18 protein-coding genes are annotated in these 20,154 nt (G+C 53.7%); 1 reads left to right on the forward strand and 17 read right to left on the reverse strand.

Annotated features, from left to right (window positions below; genetic code table 11):
* The 8 genes from HYT79_04995 to HYT79_05030 all read right to left on the reverse strand — a co-directional run.
* On the reverse strand, positions 1–178 hold a 178-nt coding region (locus HYT79_04995; protein ID MBI2069939.1), incomplete at its 3' end, for a hypothetical protein.
* 151 nt (positions 179–329) lie between these two features.
* Entirely contained in the window at positions 330–1,520 is a 1,191-nt protein-coding gene (locus tag HYT79_05000; protein MBI2069940.1) for a hypothetical protein, read from the reverse strand.
* Between the two features lie 99 nt (positions 1,521–1,619).
* Positions 1,620–2,717: a hypothetical protein gene (locus HYT79_05005; GenBank protein ID MBI2069941.1), complete on the reverse strand. Its 1,098-nt coding sequence runs from the start codon at positions 2,715–2,717 to the stop codon at positions 1,620–1,622.
* Positions 2,704–3,810, reverse strand: coding sequence for a TonB family protein (locus HYT79_05010; protein ID MBI2069942.1), 1,107 nt, complete (start codon positions 3,808–3,810; stop codon positions 2,704–2,706). The genes HYT79_05005 and HYT79_05010 overlap by 14 nt, the downstream gene beginning before the upstream one ends.
* A gap of 133 nt (positions 3,811–3,943) precedes the next feature.
* Complete coding sequence (locus HYT79_05015) at positions 3,944–4,351, reverse strand: biopolymer transporter ExbD (GenBank protein MBI2069943.1); 408 nt, start codon at positions 4,349–4,351, stop codon at positions 3,944–3,946.
* Positions 4,351–4,716, reverse strand: coding sequence for a biopolymer transporter ExbD (locus HYT79_05020; protein ID MBI2069944.1), 366 nt, complete (start codon positions 4,714–4,716; stop codon positions 4,351–4,353). The genes HYT79_05015 and HYT79_05020 overlap by 1 nt, the downstream gene beginning before the upstream one ends.
* 5 nt (positions 4,717–4,721) lie before the next feature.
* On the reverse strand, positions 4,722–5,336 hold the full coding sequence (locus HYT79_05025; protein MBI2069945.1) for a MotA/TolQ/ExbB proton channel family protein: 615 nt from the start codon (positions 5,334–5,336) through the stop codon (positions 4,722–4,724).
* Positions 5,337–8,498 carry a tetratricopeptide repeat protein gene (locus HYT79_05030; protein MBI2069946.1) on the reverse strand — a complete coding sequence of 1,054 codons (3,162 nt, stop codon included), beginning with the start codon at positions 8,496–8,498 and terminating at the stop codon, positions 5,337–5,339. It abuts the gene before it with no gap.
* Positions 8,499–8,585: 87 nt separating this feature from the next.
* Between HYT79_05030 and mtgA the strand changes: the two genes are divergently transcribed.
* Positions 8,586–9,293 (forward strand): monofunctional biosynthetic peptidoglycan transglycosylase, encoded by a 708-nt coding sequence (gene mtgA / locus HYT79_05035; GenBank protein ID MBI2069947.1) that lies wholly within the window; start codon positions 8,586–8,588, stop codon positions 9,291–9,293.
* 4 nt (positions 9,294–9,297) lie between these two features.
* Here mtgA and HYT79_05040 read toward each other — a convergent pair whose 3' ends face one another.
* The 9 genes from HYT79_05040 to HYT79_05080 all read right to left on the reverse strand — a co-directional run bounded on the left by HYT79_05040 (position 9,298) and on the right by HYT79_05080 (position 20,102).
* On the reverse strand, positions 9,298–10,572 hold the full coding sequence (locus HYT79_05040; GenBank protein ID MBI2069948.1) for a phosphoribosylamine--glycine ligase: 1,275 nt from the start codon (positions 10,570–10,572) through the stop codon (positions 9,298–9,300).
* Positions 10,573–10,683: 111 nt separating this feature from the next.
* On the reverse strand, positions 10,684–11,319 hold the full coding sequence (locus HYT79_05045) for an NADH-quinone oxidoreductase subunit I (protein ID MBI2069949.1): 636 nt from the start codon (positions 11,317–11,319) through the stop codon (positions 10,684–10,686).
* Positions 11,319–12,392 (reverse strand): NADH-quinone oxidoreductase subunit NuoH, encoded by a 1,074-nt coding sequence (nuoH, locus tag HYT79_05050; GenBank protein ID MBI2069950.1) that lies wholly within the window; start codon positions 12,390–12,392, stop codon positions 11,319–11,321. The genes HYT79_05045 and nuoH overlap by 1 nt, the downstream gene beginning before the upstream one ends.
* Positions 12,389–14,002, reverse strand: coding sequence for a (2Fe-2S)-binding protein (locus tag HYT79_05055; protein MBI2069951.1), 1,614 nt, complete (start codon positions 14,000–14,002; stop codon positions 12,389–12,391). Before HYT79_05055 ends, nuoH begins: the two co-directional genes overlap by 4 nt.
* The gene (nuoF, locus tag HYT79_05060; protein ID MBI2069952.1) at positions 13,995–15,869 is read right to left on the reverse strand and encodes an NADH-quinone oxidoreductase subunit NuoF; all 1,875 of its coding nucleotides are present in this window, start codon (positions 15,867–15,869) and stop codon (positions 13,995–13,997) included. The genes HYT79_05055 and nuoF overlap by 8 nt, the downstream gene beginning before the upstream one ends.
* A gap of 1 nt (position 15,870) precedes the next feature.
* Positions 15,871–17,832 carry an NADH-quinone oxidoreductase subunit D gene (locus HYT79_05065; protein MBI2069953.1) on the reverse strand — a complete coding sequence of 654 codons (1,962 nt, stop codon included), beginning with the start codon at positions 17,830–17,832 and terminating at the stop codon, positions 15,871–15,873.
* The gene (locus HYT79_05070) at positions 17,832–18,317 is read right to left on the reverse strand and encodes an NADH-quinone oxidoreductase subunit B (GenBank protein MBI2069954.1); all 486 of its coding nucleotides are present in this window, start codon (positions 18,315–18,317) and stop codon (positions 17,832–17,834) included. The genes HYT79_05065 and HYT79_05070 overlap by 1 nt, the downstream gene beginning before the upstream one ends.
* Positions 18,318–18,319: 2 nt before the next feature.
* A complete protein-coding gene (locus HYT79_05075) occupies positions 18,320–18,673 on the reverse strand; it encodes an NADH-quinone oxidoreductase subunit A (protein MBI2069955.1) in 354 nt (117 codons plus the stop codon).
* 28 nt (positions 18,674–18,701) lie between these two features.
* Positions 18,702–20,102 (reverse strand): NADH-quinone oxidoreductase subunit N, encoded by a 1,401-nt coding sequence (locus tag HYT79_05080; GenBank protein ID MBI2069956.1) that lies wholly within the window; start codon positions 20,100–20,102, stop codon positions 18,702–18,704.
* Positions 20,103–20,154 lie beyond the last annotated feature (52 nt).

Here is a 20,154-nt window from a genome sequence, read left to right on the forward strand (position 1 = left end):
TTGAGCCCTCCGAAGGGCACGCCGGGTGGCTTTGATTGGAGCAATCCACCGCAATGCCATCCACCATGATCACCTGAGCAAAGACCTGGTAAAAGTCCAGGCCGGGGGTGGTGATGAGAAGGGATAAAGCGATGAGCAGCGTAATGCCGCGCTTTAGAATGCTTCGTTTCTTAAGCATTGGGTTCATCGCCTTAAGCGTAACAGGGATTTAATGCAAAGAACGTGAGACTTTAGGGAAAAAGTTGGGGAGTGCTGGTCCTATTCCTAAATGGGACTATAGTCCCTATTTAAAAAGTGTCCTATTTTTTAGACAGTAATACTAAAATAATCTATTCGTACACAATTCGGTGACCATCTGATGTGCGGGAGCCATGATAGCCTCCTCCGGCGGGAACAACAATGGTCCCTGTTCTCTCTCTCCATTCGGATGGAAAATTATCAGCGGAACGCGAATTTTCTTCGCGAACAGCGCCGCTATCATGAGCAACCGGCGCAGACACAGGCTCCGGTTGAAAACCAGGCGCATATTCTGCCTGCAAATCAGATAGAAATCCGGAGAACTCAGCATAAGTTCCTGAAAAAGGGCCGTAGGGATTGTAACCGCCGTCTGCGAGAGCAGCCAGCCCCAAATAAACGAAAGCTTCCTTTTCCCGGTCATAAATACGGCTGGAGGCTTCGGTCGTATTGGGATTATCATAATTGCCCGTTCTTGCGCCATCAAGAATCGCCAGCGTATCGATAAGGAAAGCCCTAGCGCGATCTTCTTCTTTGCCTTGGCGCAACTTATCGAACGTCAAAGCAAAATTCGTATAGCGCCGGGTTTCAAGGTTATAAAACCATGCCAACGGCGCCTCGACGCAAGGAGAACCGGCGCCTGTTCCGGCGCGATAAACGCAATCGCGATTGATGCCCATGGCCTGCAAATTTGTCTCCAGCTGAGCAATGCGCTGATTGTGCGCCGCATTGTCGGCCGCGATCTCGTCCATAGCGCTCCTGATTTTCAGCGCAAGATCGCGATTGGAGCGGCCCCCGGCAATTTCGCCGATACGGCGTTCAAGAGTTTCTTGCGCAATGACGCGGACATTGACTTGGCTGCTGTTGGCGATGCTGACATAATCCCGGCAAGCGTTCAGCAAATCATCTAAAAGAATAATCGCGGAAGCATCGCCCGACGCCAAACGGCTCTCCAAATCTTGATAGAACTCTCTGGGCGCATGATTCTCATAACTCCAAAGAAATTGGAGAAAATAAGCGTAACCGATGTCGCTGTCGCCTTGAGAGGCGATACCCGCCGAAGCCAGACGATTTTTAATTCCCGAGAGGGTCGTCGCCGGAACAAAAGCTCCCGAAGCATCGCCTGAAACGGCGTTTAAATTCTCTTGCCCCGGACACTCCGGGTGACATTCGATGGAACAGTCATACTCGCGACCGTCTGAGGCGACGATCACCTGAGCCCAGCCTGCAGGCGCCGCAACAACGCAAAAAACTGCGATCAAACCTCGCGCAAAGAATCTAAACATACTCACAGCCTAGATGAAAAAGGTCCTTTAAACATGGGACTTAAGACCCGGATTATTTTTCCCTGAAGGGCCTAGGCGGACGCAAAAAACGTTTAAAGCTTATTTTTTAGGGACGAAAACCGCGATCTCAACATATTCATCCAGATGGCTGCCGGAGGGAGAACCGCGCGCCTGCACGTTTTCCTTGCTTCTGAGAAGACTTTGAATAAGCCGTCCGGCTAAAAAATCAGCTTGTTTTTGGCCTTTCTCCTTGTTGCCTGAATAAACAGTGATATAAAGAGGAGCCAGAGCTCCACGGTGCGATTTAATCCAATCAGCGGTTTCCTGAACCATGGATTTTCCGGCCGCGGACAAAACAACCCCTTTATCCTTATCCTCCGGTTTTGGTTTTCGCTCAAAAAGAGCTTCCAGGGAAAGGTTAATGACATAGCCTTTCTCCGTTTTTTCCAGCAGGCCGGAAAGAGTGAACGGAGAAGTCAGGGCCGTATGCACCTCGCCATAGCTGTCGCGGTAAGTCAAGACGCCGGCATAGGGAGAACCGGGGCGGACGGGTTCACCCTCCACATTTCGCGTCGGAACAGCCAAAACATCCGGCGGCAAGCCTTTGCCGGAAAATTCCATATAAATTTTACCGGAAGCGTCGGCGATGCGGAATTCCCACCTGGCTTTAACCGCGGCTTCCTTGAGATTAGTCTCTTTATAAATGCGGTCAAGCTCGGCCCGCAGCTTAAACTCATGCGCCACGGCATCCGGGCGAAATTCAAAATACCGGGGCACGATCACGAAATCCGAATGAATCTCGGTCGGAACCGCGTCTTTGACCTGCCCAAAATCCGGCGGGCCGACCAGAAAAGCCTGTTTTTCCGTCTCAAGCGTAGGCTTGATGAGCTCCCCATCGTCAAGCGTCGCCTGCAGCGGAGGCTTTTCGCTGTCTAAAGCCAGACGGCTTTCGCCTTTGATGACGTATTCGCCGACCTTCCCGCCGGAGACTTCCGCCGCAGCAGGCGCCTTTTGATCAGACTTAGCTTTCGAATCCTGTTTGGCTTTGTCATCTTCTTTTTTCGGCGCAGATTCATCCATCGGCGAAACGCCGCCGATGCCGGGAAGGCCGGCCGGAAACTGCGCCTGGAGAAACCCTGCCGGAACAATCAGCATCGCGGCTAAAAAAAGAAATCTCGAATATTTACTCAAGCACATACCTAAATGTCACGACTCCCCATTGTTCTTCGGACGAATTGAGCGGCTCAAAAAGCCAGCCCTTAATGGCCCGGATTGCCCGTTCGTCCAAATCCTTATAACCCGACGTGCGTTCAATCACCGTATTGTTGCTCACGCGGCCATCCGAAGCCACCCAAAATTTAATGCTGACCGAAGCTGCAATGGCTTGATCGCGGGCCCATTGAGGATATTCCGGCAAAAAGTATTTAAGAATTTTACGATTGGAGATAGGGCCTTTAAGTTCCATGGCTTTTTCGCGTCCGAACGATTTCTCCCCCAACAGCCTTTCATCGGAGGACTTAGAGATGGCTTTGGCGGGCGCAGTTAAGTCGCGAATGGAGCCGGCTCCCGGCCCTTTAGCGGCTCCGGCAGGAGCATTTTGCAGGGCCAGCGCCCGATCGTCGGCAACCGGCGCTTGAACCCTAACGGCGGGACCGCGATTTAAAGCGATGGTTTCTTCTTTCAAAGCGGATTTAGACGGCCGATTGAGACCCGGCAAAGCGATGGCGCCGTCGCCGGCCAAGCGGCGCGTTGTCGTGCGTAGAGCGATGGATTCAACCGGGGCTTGCGGTTTGGCAACGGCCACCCGCCCGACTTCCTCAAGTTTGATCGGAGCTTCGCTCAATGCAGGCGCGCGCTGCGAACGGGCCGCTTCAGGCATGGCCGCGTCGCTTAACCCCTTGGTCTGAACATTCGCGCGGTCCAAATTGATTTCAGGCTTAACCCCGGCAAGCCCCTTCTTCAAATCGATCGGCGCCGGAGCCTGAGTCTCCATGAGAGAAGGTTTTTTCTCCGGGCGCACGGACTCCTCAAGGAGCGCGGCCGTTTTTTTAGGCAGAGCTGTTTTAATGAGGTCGAGCCAGGTTTTTTCCTCTTTCTGAGGAACGGCCGTGGGCGACGAAGGCGGCTTCAACGCCTCCGGCTCGATCAATTCAACGTTATCTAAAACCGGAAGCCTCATTTCAACGCGCTTCTGCCAGGTCAAAAAAGTGGCCAAGGCTGCGCCGTGAACGCACAACGACAAGGTCCAGCAGGCTTGCAACCGCCGCGAATCATTAATGGCCCAGCTCATTTGGCAACAACCATTGAGATCTCTCGGTTGTCATGGCGAGGCCCCTTTGGGGCCGTGGCCATCCCATAAAAGCAGTTCTTTGATGAGATTGCTTCGCTGCGCTCGCAATGACGGAAAGAAACAAACGAATTTCTCATTTCTGCACCGTCGCGATGGTGATGGATTTGGCGCCGGCGTTTTTCGCGGCCCGCATGGCTGATAGCAATTCGCCATGAAGCGCTTCCTGGTCGGCCTTGATAACGACGAGCTTGTCCGGAGTTTGCCTAATCCTGGCCGGCAGAACTTTTTCGATCTCGTCCGCGGCGATTTCCTGTTCATTGACGGCCCAACGTTTATCTTTAGTGATCGTGATCGTGACATTGGACTTTTCCTCGCCCTCCTTGGTCTTGGCTTTGGGCAGATCAACGGAAAGCGTGGATTGGTTTAGGATCGGCGCCGTCACCATGAAAATGATGACAAGCACCAGGCAAACGTCCACCAGAGGAGTAACGTTGATGCCGGTGACCGGTTCGTCTCGATCGCCGCCCGTTTGCATGGCCATTACCGCGCCTGTTCTCCTTTTTGAGAGTCCTTGTTCTTGTTCATCAAATCGATTTTTCTGGTGCCGGATTGTCGATCCTTGCTCGCGGCCAACGCTTTCTTTAACGCGATGCGCAATCCATCTTTGGGCACGATTTTTCCATTGACCCTCATGATCCCGGCCCGGTCCATTTCTAAATTGACGTTTTTTTCGACTGTTTTGAGCCCTTGAGCGGCGCCGGTTTTTGATTCCATGGCCTTGATGCCGGCCTGAAGGATAAGAGGAGAAACCGCCATAAAAATAATGACTAAAACCAGGGAAACATCGACGAGCGGCGTCACGTTGATTTCCGTGATCGGATCGTCGCCGTCTGAAAGCGTTCTCATTCTTGTTAAGCGACCTCCAATCCGACCAAAACTTTGATCTGCGTGGTTTCCATAGCCACGGTCAAATTTTTAACCTTCTTAAGAAAATAGTTATAGAGAACAACGGCAGGGATGGCGACGGCCAAACCTCCGGCCGTGGCCACGAGCGCTTCCGCGATGCCCGCGGCCACTACTGAAGGGCCTGCCGATCCAGATAGAGCTAAATCTTGGAACGCCTTGATAATGCCGACAACCGTCCCGAATAAGCCCACGAAAGGAGCGATATTGCCTAATGTGCCCAAAACCCCCAGATGGCGCTCAAGATGTTGGCGTTCTTCCATACGAATAGCCAATAAAAGCTCCTCCAGCTGCGACTTGGGTTTCTTGCGATGGGTAATCGCGGCTTTGGCCACGATGGATAAAGGCGTGGGCGTTTTTCCGCAAAGAGTCAACGCCTCTTCCAACTTGCCGGAATCAATCAGCTTCATCAATGTGTTGACGAAAGCCTCTTGGCCGCGGGAGGCTTTCTTAATGAAAAACCAGCGCTCCGCGGCAAAGGTCAGCAGCACGACCGAACATCCCAGAAGCAAGACAAGCGTAAAGCTTGTGCGCAGAATTTCCAAATAATTGATTTCAGGCATTTAGTTACCCCCCTGCGGACCGGTTTTTTTGCCGCCGCCGAAAATTTCCGGATGATTGGTCTTGATGAACTCGGCGCGGGCCTTGCCCGCTTGAACCCACTCAGGTTTCACGGCGTCTTTGACCAATAAATCATAAACCCTGATGGCGTCCTGCCAGCGGCTATTCTTTTCATAAAGCTCGCCGAGTTTGATCAAGGCGCTGAGCCTCCATTCATTCTTGGCCGGCAACTCCTCAAGCAACAACTCGTACGTTTGTATGGCGGCGTCATCTTGTCCGCCTAAAACCCTCAACTCGGCGATTTTAAAAGACATCTCTCCATAGCGCGGTTCCAAACGGCCGATTTCTTTTCTGGCGTCGTCAAGCTGCATGGCGGCGTCGCCGTATTTTTTTTGTTCCTCATAAACGGCGGCCAGTTCTTCCCGGGCCCCGGTTTCTTTGGCTTTATCCGGAAACTTGCGCATGTAATTTAGGAACGCGTTCTCCGCCTGAGTCCAAGTCTTGGCGCTTTTATAACTCATGGCCGCGTTGTACATGGCGCTGGCCGCCTGATCCGATTTAGGATAATTTTGTGCGAGGGCTTCAAAATATTGCGCGGCGTCCCGGAAATTCTCAAGCTTAAAATACGAGGCGCCGAGACGAAAAAGAGCGAAGGCGACGCGCTCATCTTGAGGAAAATTTTTGACCAAGCGTTCGAACGCTCGAACCGCATTTTTCCACTTGCCCAATTGGTAATAGGATTCACCCGCATAGTACTCTTTCAAAGCCAACCGCTCGGCGTCAAAGCCCGCAATGCCCAATTTTTCCAAGTCCTCCGCGGCATGAGCCCAGTCTCCTGCGGTGAAATAGCTCTGAGCGATGATAAATTGGGCTTCAGCGCCCAATTTTGAAGAAGCCCCCAAGAAAGCAGCCGCATTATGCAGGCGGTCTTGCGCCAGATGACGCAATTCGGCCCGCTCCAACAATGAGGCCAAAAAATCGAGCCCCTCTTTTGCTTCGGGCGTGTCGGGATGATTGACGATCAAGCTTTGAAACGCTTCCATGGCTTCAGGAAACTTTTGATTGTTGTAGTGGCTTTGAGCGATGCGCAAACGCGCCTGAGGCAAACGGCTGTCTTTGGGATTCGCTTCAATGATTTGCTGGTAAGCGCCGACCGCGGCGTCGTATTTGGCGGCGCGAAAATAAGTATCCGCGATCATCCAAGACGCGCGCATGGCGGCCTCCGAGCCCGCATGCGTTTTTCTCAACGCTTCCCAAACCTCAAGCGATTGACCGTGATACCCTAATTGAGCGTAACAAAGTCCGATGCGGTATTTGGCCTCGGGCGCGAGATCGTGGCCCGAATTTTTTTCTCCGAAGCGCTCAAACTGTTCCAGGGCGTCGCTGTAGCGCTTCAAATTAAACAGCACATTGCCCCGCTCATAATCGTTCACGAGCAATAAATCCGCAGGGAAAGCTTCGCCCGTCATTTTTAAAATTTTATCGCGGATGCCCAGGGCTTCGCTGAAACGCCCCATTTTAAAGAAACTCCAAGCCAAACCGTTCTGGGCATGGGGCCAAGCCGGGCTTGATGGGTAAGCCTTAATGATGGCTTCGTAAATATCCGCGGCCTCACGATAATGCCCGCGCTTAAAATACCCTTCCGCGACGAATAAATAGGACCATGCGCGCCAGGGGTTGGCCGCGGGAGGAAAATTATTAACCAGAAGATGATAGCCCGATACCAAGGCCGCGTCATTGTCGCCTAAATAATGCACCTGGCTGGCCAGGGCCATCGCCGCTTCCGCAACTTCGCCCGGGAATGTCAGGTCAATGCTTTTTTGATAGGCGCGAGCCGCCTCGGCATACTTGCCCTGATTGCGCAAAATCCGGCCCAACAGAAGCTGGCCGTAAGAAAGAATCGAATGATTAGGATAAAGCGCGGCCAATTGCCTGAGATTCGATTCAGCCGCGGCCAAGTCCGAGTCTTGGATGAAACACCAGGACAATTTGTACAAAGCATTGGCGGCAAGGGAATGCGCCGGGAAGGTGTTGGCCATTTTGCTCAAGGCATAACCCGCCTCCCTGAACCTTTTTTCTTTCAGGTAGCTTTCACCGATCAAATACAAGGCCCAGGGAACGAATTCATTGCCGTTCTGGGCGATGCTGCCGGGAAGGCGGCCGGAGCCATGGTGAAGCGCCAATTCCCCGGCCGGTCCGGCGGAAGGCCCTTCCAAAACGGTTTGCAGGGCTTCCCTGGCCGCCAGATAATCTTCTTCGGCAAAATAGCTCGCTCCGATTTTATAGTGTGCCGCCCACCGGAAGGAGCCGGTCGAGTAGGTTTCCAGGAAACTCTCGAAACGCCTGACCGCGCCGGCAAAATCCTGGGCCGCAAAGTAGGCGTCCGCCAGAAGAAACGCGGACTCTTCGACGAATGATGAGCCGGGGTAACGATTGATCAATTCTTGAAACTTGGCGGCCGCAAAAAGCGCCCGGCCCTGGGAGGCATAGCTTTTCGCCGCGTAGTAAAGGCTCGCGTCCGTCTGGCGGGTTAACTTTTCAAAATTCTCGATGGCCGCGGCCCAATCCCTCTTGGCGAACGCCAGCAAACCCGTCAGGTAGCGGACGCTATCGCCTTCCTGATAGGCGGGGTTGTAGCGCAACAACTCGTCGACAGCGAACTGAGCCTCGTCGAATTGGCCGCGCGCCGCCTGCGTATGGGCCATGGCCAAAAGAGCCTCCCCTCGCAAATAGCTTCCCTCATATTTATCCAGAAACTTGTCCCAGGATTGCGCGGCTTCGCTATAAAGGCCCGTATTAAAAAACATCTCATTGACGCGAAACTGGGCTCCTTCGGCCAGGTAACTCTTGGGTTCGATATTGACCGTTTCAAGAAAAAGAGAAGCGATTTTATTTTCCGCGGAAAGGCTTCGATCCGTCCGCCCGGAGGAGTCGGCCTCAAGCCGCCGGGCTTTAAGCGCACACTCCGCGATCATGAAGCGGATGGATTGAGCCTTGGGATCTTTAGGATTCTGCTTAATATAGCGCTCGTAATAACCCAAGGCCGAGCTGTACTCCCCCCGATCGTAAAGCTCCTGAGCGGCTTTTAAAGCATCTTGCGCCAACGCAATGCCGGGAAAGCAAAACACGGCTAATACAGCCGCAGCTGCGCGTCGTCTCCCCATTAAGTTCATTCTACAGAATACGACCTGTGGACGCAGCGGTAATTTTTCGGTGCGACAAGGGTTCCATCGTGCTAAAATTGATGTTTCATGAAACTGATCCCCGTATTTTCCACGGCTTGTTTCGCCTCGTTGTTCGGATGTTTGGGCTACCTGGCTTGCCTGCCGGATGTCTCCTCACTCAAAAGGCACAACCCCAAAGAAACTCAATTGATGATTTTAAGGGAAACGCAGGCCGAAAAAGCCGGCAAAAAATCAACCATCATCCAGCAGTGGATGCCGTATGAAAAAATTTCTCCCCATCTTAGAAATGCCGTGATCGTGGCCGAAGACGGACGCTACTGGGAACATAACGGATTCGACGTTGATCAGTTTAGAGAAGCCATGCGCCGCAATTGGGAAAAAAAACGTTTGCATTACGGCGCGAGCACGATCACGCAACAGCTGGCTAAGAATCTTTATTTGTCGCCGTCAAAAAATCCCCTGCGCAAAGCCAAAGAAGCCGTCATCACCCGGCAGATGGAAAAACACCTGACCAAACGCAGGATTCTTGAAATTTATCTCAATGTCGCGGAATGGGGTCCCGGTATTTACGGAGCCGAGGCTGCGGCGCACCATTATTTCGGAAAATCAGCGAACGATTTAACTCCGGAAGAAGCCGCGACTTTAGCCGCCTACCTGCCGGCCCCTTTACGCTATCCCAAACCCCGCAACGCCAAATACGTTTCCAGGATGGCGAAACGTATTTTGATCAGAATGCGGGCCCGAGGATATTTATCCGACCCAATCGGGGCTTAAGGAATCAGGTAACGTAGCCCCAGGTTCTCAGCAAATCCCCATCCCTGACCCAGCGTTCGCCGATATCGGTTCGATAGAACATATTGGGGATGACGATGTTTTTGAGGCGGTTATAGGCTTCTTTGCGCGCGTCTTCCATGGTCGGGCCCGCTCCGGTCACGACCATGGGATAGCCCGAGCTTCCGGTCAGACGCCATTCGCCGTCGACAATTTTGATATCCGCGGGCCAGATTCCTTCTTTGACCGGCCTTTTAAATAAAACAATCGAATCTTCCGAATATTTTTTGAACGTCTTTAAATCATCGAAGGGAAACGGCGGCACGGCCACCACCACGCCGACCTGGAAACCTCTTTTTACTTTGAGGTTGAGAGGCTCATGGCAAGCTAAAGCCGCCAAGAGTTCGCTGACCGGAGTGACCATCGCCTCCATCTGGATGGACAGCGTAGGCATGCCGAAACGCGACGTGCACTCCAAGGGATAAATGCCCCGGCCGTTGGCGATGCAATTAATGTCGAAATAACCGACGTAGCCGGCCGCGGCCAAACGGCCTCTCATTTTCAACAGCGTCTCCTCGAAAAGCTTGCCGCCGTCGCACCAAAACATGGATGTGCCCATTTCTCCGGTCGTGGGCCCGATATCGCCGTTAAAAAGCCGCTTGTGCTCGAAATTGATGCACACCGGCTGGATGAAGTCCGAGCCGTTAAAATAAGCGCCGATCGCCACTTCCACGCCGGTCGCGTGTTTCTGAACCTGAAAACTTTTGATTTTGCTGGACCAGCTTTTCTTGTAATGACCCAAGATAGTGATAATGTCCAACCCATCTTCTTCCTGGCCGATAAAAGAAAGAACCTTTTCTTCTTGGGCCGTGCCGTTAGGTTTGACTACATAACGCTCGGGGTTCTCCTGGACAAATTTGATGGCCTCGTCGAAGGTAATGAAATTCCAGGACGGCAAATTCAACAGCCCGGCGGCTTTCATCTCCTGCTGCCCAAACTCCCGGTCCATTTCCAAACGATCCGTATACGGCGTTCCGCCGATCACGGATTTGCCTTCTTTCCTTAAGCGTACCGCGATTTCCCCAAAATCCGAATCATCGAAGACGATCACATCAGCCCAATCTTTCCACTCTTCCCAGTTCTGGACTTTTTCCGCAAGGCCGTCGCCGACCTCCCGTTCGCCTTTGTCATCAATGAAATACCGAACCTCGCAGCCTTCTTTCAGCAACTGGCAGCACAAGTCCGTGATCGCGCCGATGCGCGACACGCACAAAAATTTCATCGCTTTTTTTTCAACGACTTCTTCCAAGGCGCTGGGTGTTTGCATAACGCTGTCCATTATTTGATACGAACAAGATGATTGCAATAAGCGAATTAAGATTAACCGAAGAAATTACGCGGCCGGAGTTGTTGGGGGGCGGTCAGGATAAACCGCTTCCCAACTGCCGCGGGTGGCGCCGCCGTGCACGGAGCATTGGTGAGGAAATTTTAACGCGCACTCATTGACCGGTTTTCTTAATTTCGGATTCATGAGCTCATGGATGTCGAGGCGCATCGCTTCCCTGGAGGTGGCGGCGACATCAAGGATTCCGGTATCCATGCGGATCGCGTCCTCCGGACAGACCTCGACGCAGTAGCCGCAGTAAACGCAAACGCCCAGATCGATATCGAAGCGCACCGGATATTTTTCGACATTGGGATCGGGATGCTCGCCGGCCACGATGGTGATGCACTTGGCCGGGCACACGGTTTCACAAAGCATGCAGCCGACGCAGCGCGGGGTCCCTTCTTCACGAACCGTCAAACGGTGGCGGCTGCGAAAACGCGAAGCTAGGCGGCGCAGAACTTCCGGGTATTGAATGGTGACGCCTGCTTGGATATGTTTGAGAAGCCCCACGCTATGCGCCGTATGAAGAAATAAATTCCGAAAAAAATGAGCGGAAGTGATCCAAATTCCCGCAAAAATGGCGGGCAAATAAAGGCGTTCCCAGAAGGTCAAGGGGCGGCGCTCAACAACTTTAACGGCCATTAGATAAGAAAAAATCCTGTCACCAAAACATTGGCCACGGATAACGGGAACAAACGGCGCCAGCCCAGTTGCATGAGCTGATCATAGCGAAACCTGGGCAAGGTCCAGCGAATGGTCATGAACAGCCAGCAAAAAACAATGACCTTGATCGTGAAACTGGCCACGCCAAGCAAGACGTAAGCCAAATGGGGCACGCCGTAAAATCCGCCCCATGGAAAATGAAAACCGTCCGGGCTCAAAAAGGGCACCTGCCAGCCGCCGAAAAATAAGGTCGTCGCCAAACAAGCGACCATCACGGTCTCGATAAAATCCGTCATGAAAAACATCCCGAATTTCATGCCGCTGTATTCGACGAAATACCCGATGATTTCGGATTCGCCTTCCGGAAGATCAAAGGGGATACGCTTTGTTTCCGCCAAAGCCGCGGCCAAAAAAATAAAAAAAGCCAGCGGCTGGGCGACGATTCCCCAAAAAGGAATCCACCCGCCCAATGTCCGGCCTTGCGCCCGGACAAGCTCCTGAAGATCGACGGTTCCGTAAACCATGATCAGCCCCAAAATAGAAATGCCGAGCGCGATTTCATAAGAGAGCATTTGAGAAGCGGCTCTTAATCCCCCCAAAATCGCGTAATTATTGCGGGAGGCGAATCCGGCCAGGATAACGCCGTAAACGCCCATGGACAGCATCGCAAACACATAGAGCAAACCGACATTGATATTGACCACCTGCAGGCTGATGGTGCGGCCCGCCCAATGCAGCTCATCGCCGAAAGGAATGGTGGCGAATGCCGCCAACGCGAAAACCATTGAGAGAAAAGGCGCCAGGGTATGCAAGTATTTATCCGCGCCCTTGGGGATCAAGTCTTCCTTGGTGAACATCTTGATCGCGTCGGCCAGGGGATGAAAAAGCCCAAGAACGCGAAAACCAAAAATGCTCGCCCGGTTCGCGCCGATTCGATCCTGCATGAGCGCCGATTGTTTGCGCTCCACCCATGCGTGAAGCCCGGCCAAATTCAGCACGCCGAAAAAAACCAACCCGGCCAGCAATAACTTGATCAGGAAGGCTTCGATCATGGAACGGCCTTCGTCGCTTCCTTTGATTTTTTTGCGGCCAAGTCCGCGCCCTGCAAGCCGATTTTTTCATAGTCGAGGCCATGAAGGGGTTTGACGGTTTTCGCCATCTCAAGGAAAATTTCCTGCGGATGGGAAGCGGAATCCTTACGGCCCAATAATTTTTCGACCTCAAGCAAAATGCGCCAGTCTTCCCGCGAATCTTTCAGAGGAGCGAAAGCCCGGCCGATTCTCTGCACGCGGTTATGGACGTTGATGAACGTGCCGTCTTTTTCCACATAAGCCGCGGAAGGCAATACCCAATGCGCCGACGCGGAGGTTCCATTTTCATTAGGACCCTGGAAGACGAACAATTCAAGCTTCTGAGCCAGTTCCTGAATTTTTTGCGCGCCGCAAACAGCCGCCAAATCAACGCCAAAAACCCATAGGGCTTTGAGCTTGCCATTAAGAGCCTCTTCAACGATTTTGGCGGCATCGGGACCGTCCGCCAATCCCAACAATTCAGCGCCCGCGGTGTTCGGGTGTTTATCCGCCTTAATTAGGAAGTCATCTTCCGAACCCACGGAGGGCGCCGGCGCGCCCAAACGCGCTTTTAAGGCCCCATCAAATACCTCGCGCAAAAGGAAAAGCTCTTCAGTGCTTAATTGCGCCGAAAAAATAACGCCGACGGACGGGCCGTGTCCGTTTTGTCCGGCTTTGCTCAGGACGGGGCTGATCGCCTCAAACGCTTGCTCCCAGGTTGAATCCTGTCCCTTATTAAGAACCTTGGTCAGGCGCTTTTGATCGATGGGTTTAAAACCGTATCGTCCCTCGTCGCAAATCCACCACTCGTTGACGTCGGGATTAAAACGCGGCTTAATCCGCACGACCCTGTCCCCGTTATTTAAATGCGGACGGTCGGGAACAAAATGAAGATTGATATTGCACCCTTGGCTGCAGCCGTTGCAGACCGTGGAGGCGCTCCTTAAGTACCAAACCCTGGCCTTGAAGCGGAAATCCTGTTCCGTTAAAGCGCCGACCGGGCAAATATCGATGACATTGGCGGAGTACGGATTGTCCAAAACCTTCCCGGGATAAAGATTCACCTCGGCTTTATCGCCGCGGTTGAATATGCCGAACTCCCCGGTTTTCGTGATCTCGTCCGTGAATCGCACGCAGCGCGAGCAAAGAATACAGCGCTCCTGATCGAGCATCACATGGGGGCCCAGGGAAATCGCTTTTTCTTTTTTGACCTTATGTTCCTGGAAACGTGGATCATAGAGCCCGAATTGCATGTAAAAATTCTGCAGATCGCATTCACCGGATTGATCGCAAACCGGGCAATCGAGCGGGTGATTGGCCAAAAGGAACTCAAGAACCGAGCGGCGGCCGTCCGTCACCTTTTGACTTTGGGTATGCACCACCATGCCCTCGGTCACCGGCGTATTGCAGGCGATTTGGAGCTTTGAATTTTTTTCGATTTCAACCAGGCAAATTCGGCAATTGCCCGCGATGGAAAGGCCGGGATGATAGCAATAACGGGGAATATAACTTTTGAGCTGTTCGGCAGCCTGGATCACCGTGGTTCCGTCCGGAACCGATATTTTCTTGCCGTCGATGGTTATGCTAGGCATGAGAATCCTGACGGCCGAGCGGACAAAGTTCCGAGGCGCAGAGGCCGTTGTTGATATGCGCCTCAAATTCCGTTCGGAATTTAGAAATGTACGATTGAACAGGCCAGGCAGCCGCATCCGCAAACACGCAAATCGTTTTCCCCTCCATGTCCCGGGCAATGCCCATTAAATCATCCAAGTCGCGCAAACGCCCTTTGCCTTGAACGATCCGATTGACGATTCGGTGAATCCAGCCCGTGCCTTCGCGGCAAGGCGAGCATTGCCCGCAGGATTCATCCGCAAAAAACCGGGACGCGGAATCGAGCGCCCCCAGCATGCACGCGCTGTCATCTAAAACGATCACGCCGCCGGAGCCGGCCATGGTGCCGGCCGCCATCAACGAATCAAAATCCATGGCCACGTCGATCTCGTCGGCCTTCAAAATTTTGGCTGAAATGCCGCCCGGAATAACGGCCTTGATTTTGCGCCCCTCAGGCACGCCTTGGGCGTATTTATTAATGAGTTCCGAAAGGCGCACGGTCACCGGCGCTTCATAGAGTCCCGGCCGCTTCACATGGCCGCTGATGGAAAAAAGCCTGGTGCCCCCTTGCTTGGGCGTTCCCAAAGCCGCGAAGCGCTCGGCTCCTTCCCTCATGATAAAAGGCACGCAAGCCAAGGTTTCAACATTGTTGACGATGGTGGGGCAGCCGAACAAACCGGAAATCGCGGGGAAGGGAGGTTTGATGCGCGGAAATCCTTTCCCGCCTTCCAACGACGTCAACAGCGCGGTTTCTTCGCCGCAAATATAAGCGCCGGCCCCTTGATGAACCACCACATCGAGCGCATAGCCGCTGCCTTGAATATTCTTGCCGAGCCATCCGTGTTTATAGGCTTCCTCCACGGCGCGGGAAAACCGTTTGGCGGGACGAAAATATTCGCCCCGGATATAAATATAAGCCTTGTGGCTGGCGATGGCGAAGGCCGCGATCATCATGCCTTCCAAAAGCGCGTGGGGATCGCGCTCCAGAATGTAGCGATCTTTGAACGTTCCGGGCTCGCCTTCATCAGCGTTGACCACCAGGTATTTGGGCTTGGGACTGTCCTTGGGAATGAAGGACCATTTTTTTCCGGCCGGAAATCCCGCGCCGCCTAAGCCGCGCAAATTGGCTTTAGTGACTTCGTTCATCACCTCGGCCGGTTTCATGGATGTCAAAACTTTTTTAGCGGCCGAATACCCGCCGCCACGGACATATTCGTCGAACCAAGTTCCTTCGGCATTTTTAAACCGCGAAGACAAAACCGGGCCGTCCGCGGCAATATGCGGCGCCGGCTCTAAATCGTCAGATGGGCCGGTCTCGGATCGAACGGCTTCGCGGGCCAAAATATTCATCATCCGATCATCCAAGGGCCCGGTGAACTGCTCGTCAAGTTGGGCCATGGGCGCCATTTCACAGGCGCATAAACATTCGACTTCCTCGATGGTGACTTTGGCTGGGCCGTCATGGCCCTGACCGCCCATACGCTCCTCAATTTGATCCACTAATTTTTTTGTCGTTGCTTTGGCGCCTTTGAGCAAACAAGGCAAACTCGTACACACCCGGACAACATGATTCCCGGCCGGTTTGGTGCGAAACATGGAATAAAAAGAAACGACTTCGCGGACGTGGACGATGGCGACGTCCAGCAGGCGGCTGATCCAAGCCTCGCCCTCAGGGGTGACGTAACCGAAATGATCCTGGACAAGCCACAACAAAGGGAGCATCGCGGCTTTTGGTTTTTCATAACGGCCGATGATTTCTTTGGCCTTGGACTCAAGCGTCGCGGGCATGTCGTGCGGCAGAGTTTTCTTTGGCCCGGTCGGTTTATCCGCCAAAACACTATCCGCCATCTTACCGATCCAATTCCCCGCCGATCATATTAACCGAGCCGAATGTCGGCACCACGTCGGCCAACATGTCCCCCGTCAAAAGCCGGGGCAAAGCGGACATAATGGCGAAACAAGGCGGCCGGACGCGCACGCGGTAGGCGCATTCACTGCCGTCGCTGACCACATAAAAACCCAATTCTCCGTTGGCGCCCTCAACAGGAAAATAAGATTCGCCTTTGGGCGGCCGAACGCCGTGGCCCTGCATGACCAGCTTAAAATGCCGCATCAGGCCTTCGATGTTGCCGTAGGTGTCTTCTTTGGGCGGCAAAACCACGCGTTTTTCCTCCACGGCAATTCCTAGATGCTGAGGCCTGGCCGAGCCGCCCAGCGTCGGATCAGTGACAGCCACCGCTCTGGCAATCACCGGGATATCCCCGATTTTCGCGCTATCCACCATTTCCGCGGCCGCCATCGGGCGTCCTGTTTCAGGGTCCACCAGAACCGGTCCCGGGGGTATGGTTTTAAGCGCGGCCTCGATAATGCGGATGGATTGGCGCATCTCTTCCATGCGCACATAGTAGCGATCCAGATTGTCGCCTTTGGCGCCCACCGGCACGTCGAAATCAAAACGGTCGTAAACGCTATAAGGGCAGTCTTTGCGCACATCATAGGGCGTCCCGCTCGCGCGCAAAAACGGCCCGGTGATGCCGTAAGCAATCGCTTCCTGGGCGCTGATAACGCCGGTACCCGACATTCGATCCACAAAAATACGGTTGCGGGTCAACAGCGCGTCCGCCTCTTTCAAAACTTTTTTGGTTTCCTCCAAGGCCTTTTGGCATCGGTCCTCAAAATCCTCCGGCAAATCGCCTTTGACGCCGCCGACCCGGCAATAAGAAATGGTCAGACGCGCGCCCGTCACCATCTCAACGAGCTCCCAGAGAAACTCGCGGGCTTTGATCAAATAAAGAAAAACGCTGAACGCGCCCAACTCCATTGCGCTTGCGCCCACGCAGGTCAAATGATCCGAGAGGCGCGAAATTTCGGACATGATGACGCGGATGTAATGGCAGCGCTCCGGCACATTCAAACCCAAGAGTTTTTCCACGGCCATGGAGTAGCCCATATTGTTGATGAGCGGAGAAACATAATTCAACCGGTCCGTATACGGCATGACGCCGTTGTAATCCACGACCTCAGCCATTTTTTCAAAGCCCCGATGCAGGTAGCCGATTTCAACGTCCACCTCCTTGACCCGCTCGCCTTGAAGCTTCAACACAAGGCGGATAATCCCGTGCATGGCCGGATGCGCGGGTCCCACGTTTAACAGCATTTCTCTCGTTTCAAGATCACCGGAACCTTTTGAATGAGCGGCCGGCGCGGAGGGTGTCGCCGAGCGTTTAACGGCTCCGGGCCCGGCCAAAGGCTGGCGTTGATTGACCGGATAATCTTTTCTTAAAGGATGGCCGATAAATTCTTCGTACATCAAGATGCGTTTTAAATTCGGATGGCCCTTGAAACGAATTCCGTACATGTCCCAAACCTCGCGCTCCAGCCAATTCGCCGCCGGCCATAACGAAGTCAAGGAATCCAGCTCAGCCGCTTTTTCTTCCACGGGCACGTGAAGCCTGATGCGGTGCCGAAGCGAGGAAGAATAGAAATGATAAACCACGACAAAACGTTCCTTCTCCGGGCCCCCCGGCCAAGGCGTATCCGCGGGAATCTCAGGCGCCGGCGCCACGTCGACGCCGGAAGATGGGAAAAAAGCCCTGGGCGGCCGCTGCCCGAAGGTCAAATAATCCACGGCCGTCACATCCATCAAAAAATCCATTTGAAACGCCGGGTCTTCTTTTAAAGTCCGCGCAACTTTGACAAGCGATTCACGGTTGATACGCGCGGTCTGGTCACCCCGCCACGAATGAGCGGCGCGAACAGCATCCGGGCAGCGTTCTTTCAGGAGGGCGGTTAGGTCAGCGTTCGTCATCATCAGGCTTTCTGCTGGCCTGCTTTGGAATGCTGGGCCTGAATTTTTTCTTGAAGTTTCATTAAACCATCCAACACGTATTCAGGGCGCGGCGGGCAGCCTGGGATGTAAATGTCCACCGGCATAATCGTGTCGATGCCCATCACCGTCGCGTAATTGTCGTAAAAGCCGCCGGTGCAGGTGCACACGCCGAAGGCCACCACCCATTTGGGATCGGCCATCTGTTCATAAATGCGCAGAAGCACGGGCGCCATTTTGTGACTGATCGTGCCCACCACGAAAAGAACGTCCGCCTGTCTCGGTGAAAATCGCGGAAGCCCGGCGCCGAAACGGTCAAAATCATAGTGGGAACAAGCCGCGGCCATATATTCCATGCCGCAGCAAGCCGTCACAAAAGGGTATTGGAAAATGGAGTATTTTCTGGCCCAGCCGATGGCCTCATCCAATTTGCTGGTTAAAAAGCTGGCGTCTTCAAGCTGTTGGCTCATGGTTACTCCCAATCCAAAGCGCCGTTATCCAAGGCATAGTAAAATCCGGCCATCAAAATCCCTAAAAAAACCGCCAAAGCCGCGAAACCGCCGGCACCCAACTGGGTGCAGACCACCGCCCAAGGGTAAAGAAAAACCAACTCCACGTCAAAGAGAATGAACAAAATCGCGATCAGGTAAAAATGGACATGAAACCTGCCGGAAGGCAAAGCAAAAGGCTCCTGGCCGCACTCAAAAGGCTCACTTTTAACCGCCGAAGGCCGCTTGCGGCCAAGACAAGAGGCGAGCAGCAGAAAACCCCCCGCCACGACGGCAGAGATAGCTAGGAAGATCACCAACCCGATATATTCGGTCATATTTTGTTACTCATAAATTTTACGATTATCAAGGCTCAAAGGGGACCATCGCCGATGTGGACATGCGGCCCCATTCGGAAAAACTTTCCGGAAAAACGCCCGACAAGAGGACGACGCCGGCGGCGATGCCCAGCGCCAGGGCGACCGGTGCGCTAAGACGATCGGGGCGATCCCGGAGGGCAGGCTTCATGTACATCAGAACAGCCACGCGCAAATAGAAAAAGGCGGAAATGACGCTGCAAAGGACGCCTAAAACCGCAAGCAAAGTGTAGCCCGAGGCCAAGGCGCTTCTAAAAACCAAAAACTTGGCGGCGAAACCGGCCGTCGGCGGAATGCCGGTCAATGACAGCAGAAAAAGAAGCATGAGCCCGGCGGTCCAGGGTGATTGCTCAGCCAAACCCTCATAGCCGGTTAAGTCCTCACCTCGCTCACCCAAGCGTATGACCACGGCAAAAGCCCCCAACGTCATAAAAGCATAGGCAAAAAGATAAGAGGCCGTTGACGCAAAATCCATCGGAGTTCCCCCCAGCACGCCCAACAGCGCGTAGCCTGCATGCGCGATCGATGAATAAGCAAGCATGCGTTTGACATTCTTCTGAGGCAAAGCCAGGAGATTGCCGATCACCATGGATAATACGGCCAGGATGGAAAGAATTAAAGACCAGGCGTTCCAGAAATCAGGGAAAGCCGTCAAGCAAACTCTGCCCAAAACAGCGAAGCCCGCGATTTTGGAGCCGACCGCTAAAAAGGCCGCGATCGGAGCGCCCGCGCCCTCATACGCGTCCGGCGCCCAGGCGTGAAAAGGCACGGCTGAAATTTTAAAGGCCAAACCCCCGATCATGAGGGCCACGGCCACGCCGATCAGCGGCTCAGTGGTCAACGAACGCCCGGACAAAGCATCGGCAATCGCGGCGAATTCCAAATGACCGCCGGAGAATCCCCAGGCCAAAGCCGCACCGTAAAGAAGAACGGCCGAGGCGAATGAGCCGAGCACAAAATATTTAAATGCGGCCTCCGTGGCCTGAGGACGGTCGCGCTCGATGCCGACCAGGATATAGGAAGACAGCGCCATCAGCTCCAGGCCCAGATAAAGCATCAGCAAGTCCTTTGCCGAAGCGGCCAGCATCATGCCGGTGGTGGCCAATAGAAGAAGGCTGAAGTACTCGGACCAGGGAACATGCTCTTCGCTTAAGCGGCGCAAACTAAGCATCGCGGATAAGGCCAAAGTAGCCGAGAAAAGAATTTTAAAAAAACGCGCGAATTCATCCGCGACAGGGGCCCTGAAGGCCAAGCCGGCGGACAACACCGAGGCGAATAAGACGGCGGCCAAGGCGAATGAAGGCGAAGAGATGCGGCGGGCGAAGAGGATAAGGATCAGGGCAACCCCGGCCAGGGCGAGCTCGGGGAAATAGGGCGCTATTAAGGGCATTGCAGGACTCCTGCCAAAACATAGAGAGGGCCTGGGTTCCCGCATTCGCGGG

It is taken from the genome of Elusimicrobiota bacterium (assembly GCA_016180815.1).
In the GTDB taxonomy this organism is placed as follows: Bacteria; Elusimicrobiota; Elusimicrobia; order JACQPE01; family JACQPE01; genus JACPAN01.

Bases quoted from the DNA above. Each gene is read 5' to 3' on its own strand.
- HYT79_05040 (MBI2069948.1), bottom strand. From the start codon at position 10,572: ATGAAATTTTTGTGCGTGTCGCGCATCGGCGCGATCACGGACTTGTGC.
- HYT79_05055 (MBI2069951.1), bottom strand. From the start codon at position 14,002: ATGCCTAGCATAACCATCGACGGCAAGAAAATATCGGTTCCGGACGGA.
- HYT79_05075 (MBI2069955.1), bottom strand. From the start codon at position 18,673: ATGACCGAATATATCGGGTTGGTGATCTTCCTAGCTATCTCTGCCGTC.
- HYT79_05010 (MBI2069942.1), bottom strand. From the start codon at position 3,810: ATGAGCTGGGCCATTAATGATTCGCGGCGGTTGCAAGCCTGCTGGACC.
- nuoH (MBI2069950.1), bottom strand. From the start codon at position 12,392: ATGATCGAAGCCTTCCTGATCAAGTTATTGCTGGCCGGGTTGGTTTTT.
- HYT79_05015 (MBI2069943.1), bottom strand. From the start codon at position 4,351: ATGGCCATGCAAACGGGCGGCGATCGAGACGAACCGGTCACCGGCATC.
- HYT79_05045 (MBI2069949.1), bottom strand. From the start codon at position 11,319: ATGGCCGTTAAAGTTGTTGAGCGCCGCCCCTTGACCTTCTGGGAACGC.
- HYT79_05000 (MBI2069940.1), bottom strand. From the start codon at position 1,520: ATGTTTAGATTCTTTGCGCGAGGTTTGATCGCAGTTTTTTGCGTTGTT.
- HYT79_05025 (MBI2069945.1), bottom strand. From the start codon at position 5,336: ATGCCTGAAATCAATTATTTGGAAATTCTGCGCACAAGCTTTACGCTT.
- HYT79_05005 (MBI2069941.1), bottom strand. From the start codon at position 2,717: ATGTGCTTGAGTAAATATTCGAGATTTCTTTTTTTAGCCGCGATGCTG.
- nuoF (MBI2069952.1), bottom strand. From the start codon at position 15,869: ATGGCGGATAGTGTTTTGGCGGATAAACCGACCGGGCCAAAGAAAACT.
- HYT79_05065 (MBI2069953.1), bottom strand. From the start codon at position 17,832: ATGATGACGAACGCTGACCTAACCGCCCTCCTGAAAGAACGCTGCCCG.
- HYT79_05030 (MBI2069946.1), bottom strand. From the start codon at position 8,498: ATGGGGAGACGACGCGCAGCTGCGGCTGTATTAGCCGTGTTTTGCTTT.
- mtgA (MBI2069947.1), top strand. From the start codon at position 8,586: ATGAAACTGATCCCCGTATTTTCCACGGCTTGTTTCGCCTCGTTGTTC.
- HYT79_05070 (MBI2069954.1), bottom strand. From the start codon at position 18,317: ATGAGCCAACAGCTTGAAGACGCCAGCTTTTTAACCAGCAAATTGGAT.
- HYT79_05080 (MBI2069956.1), bottom strand. From the start codon at position 20,102: ATGCCCTTAATAGCGCCCTATTTCCCCGAGCTCGCCCTGGCCGGGGTT.
- HYT79_05020 (MBI2069944.1), bottom strand. From the start codon at position 4,716: ATGAGAACGCTTTCAGACGGCGACGATCCGATCACGGAAATCAACGTG.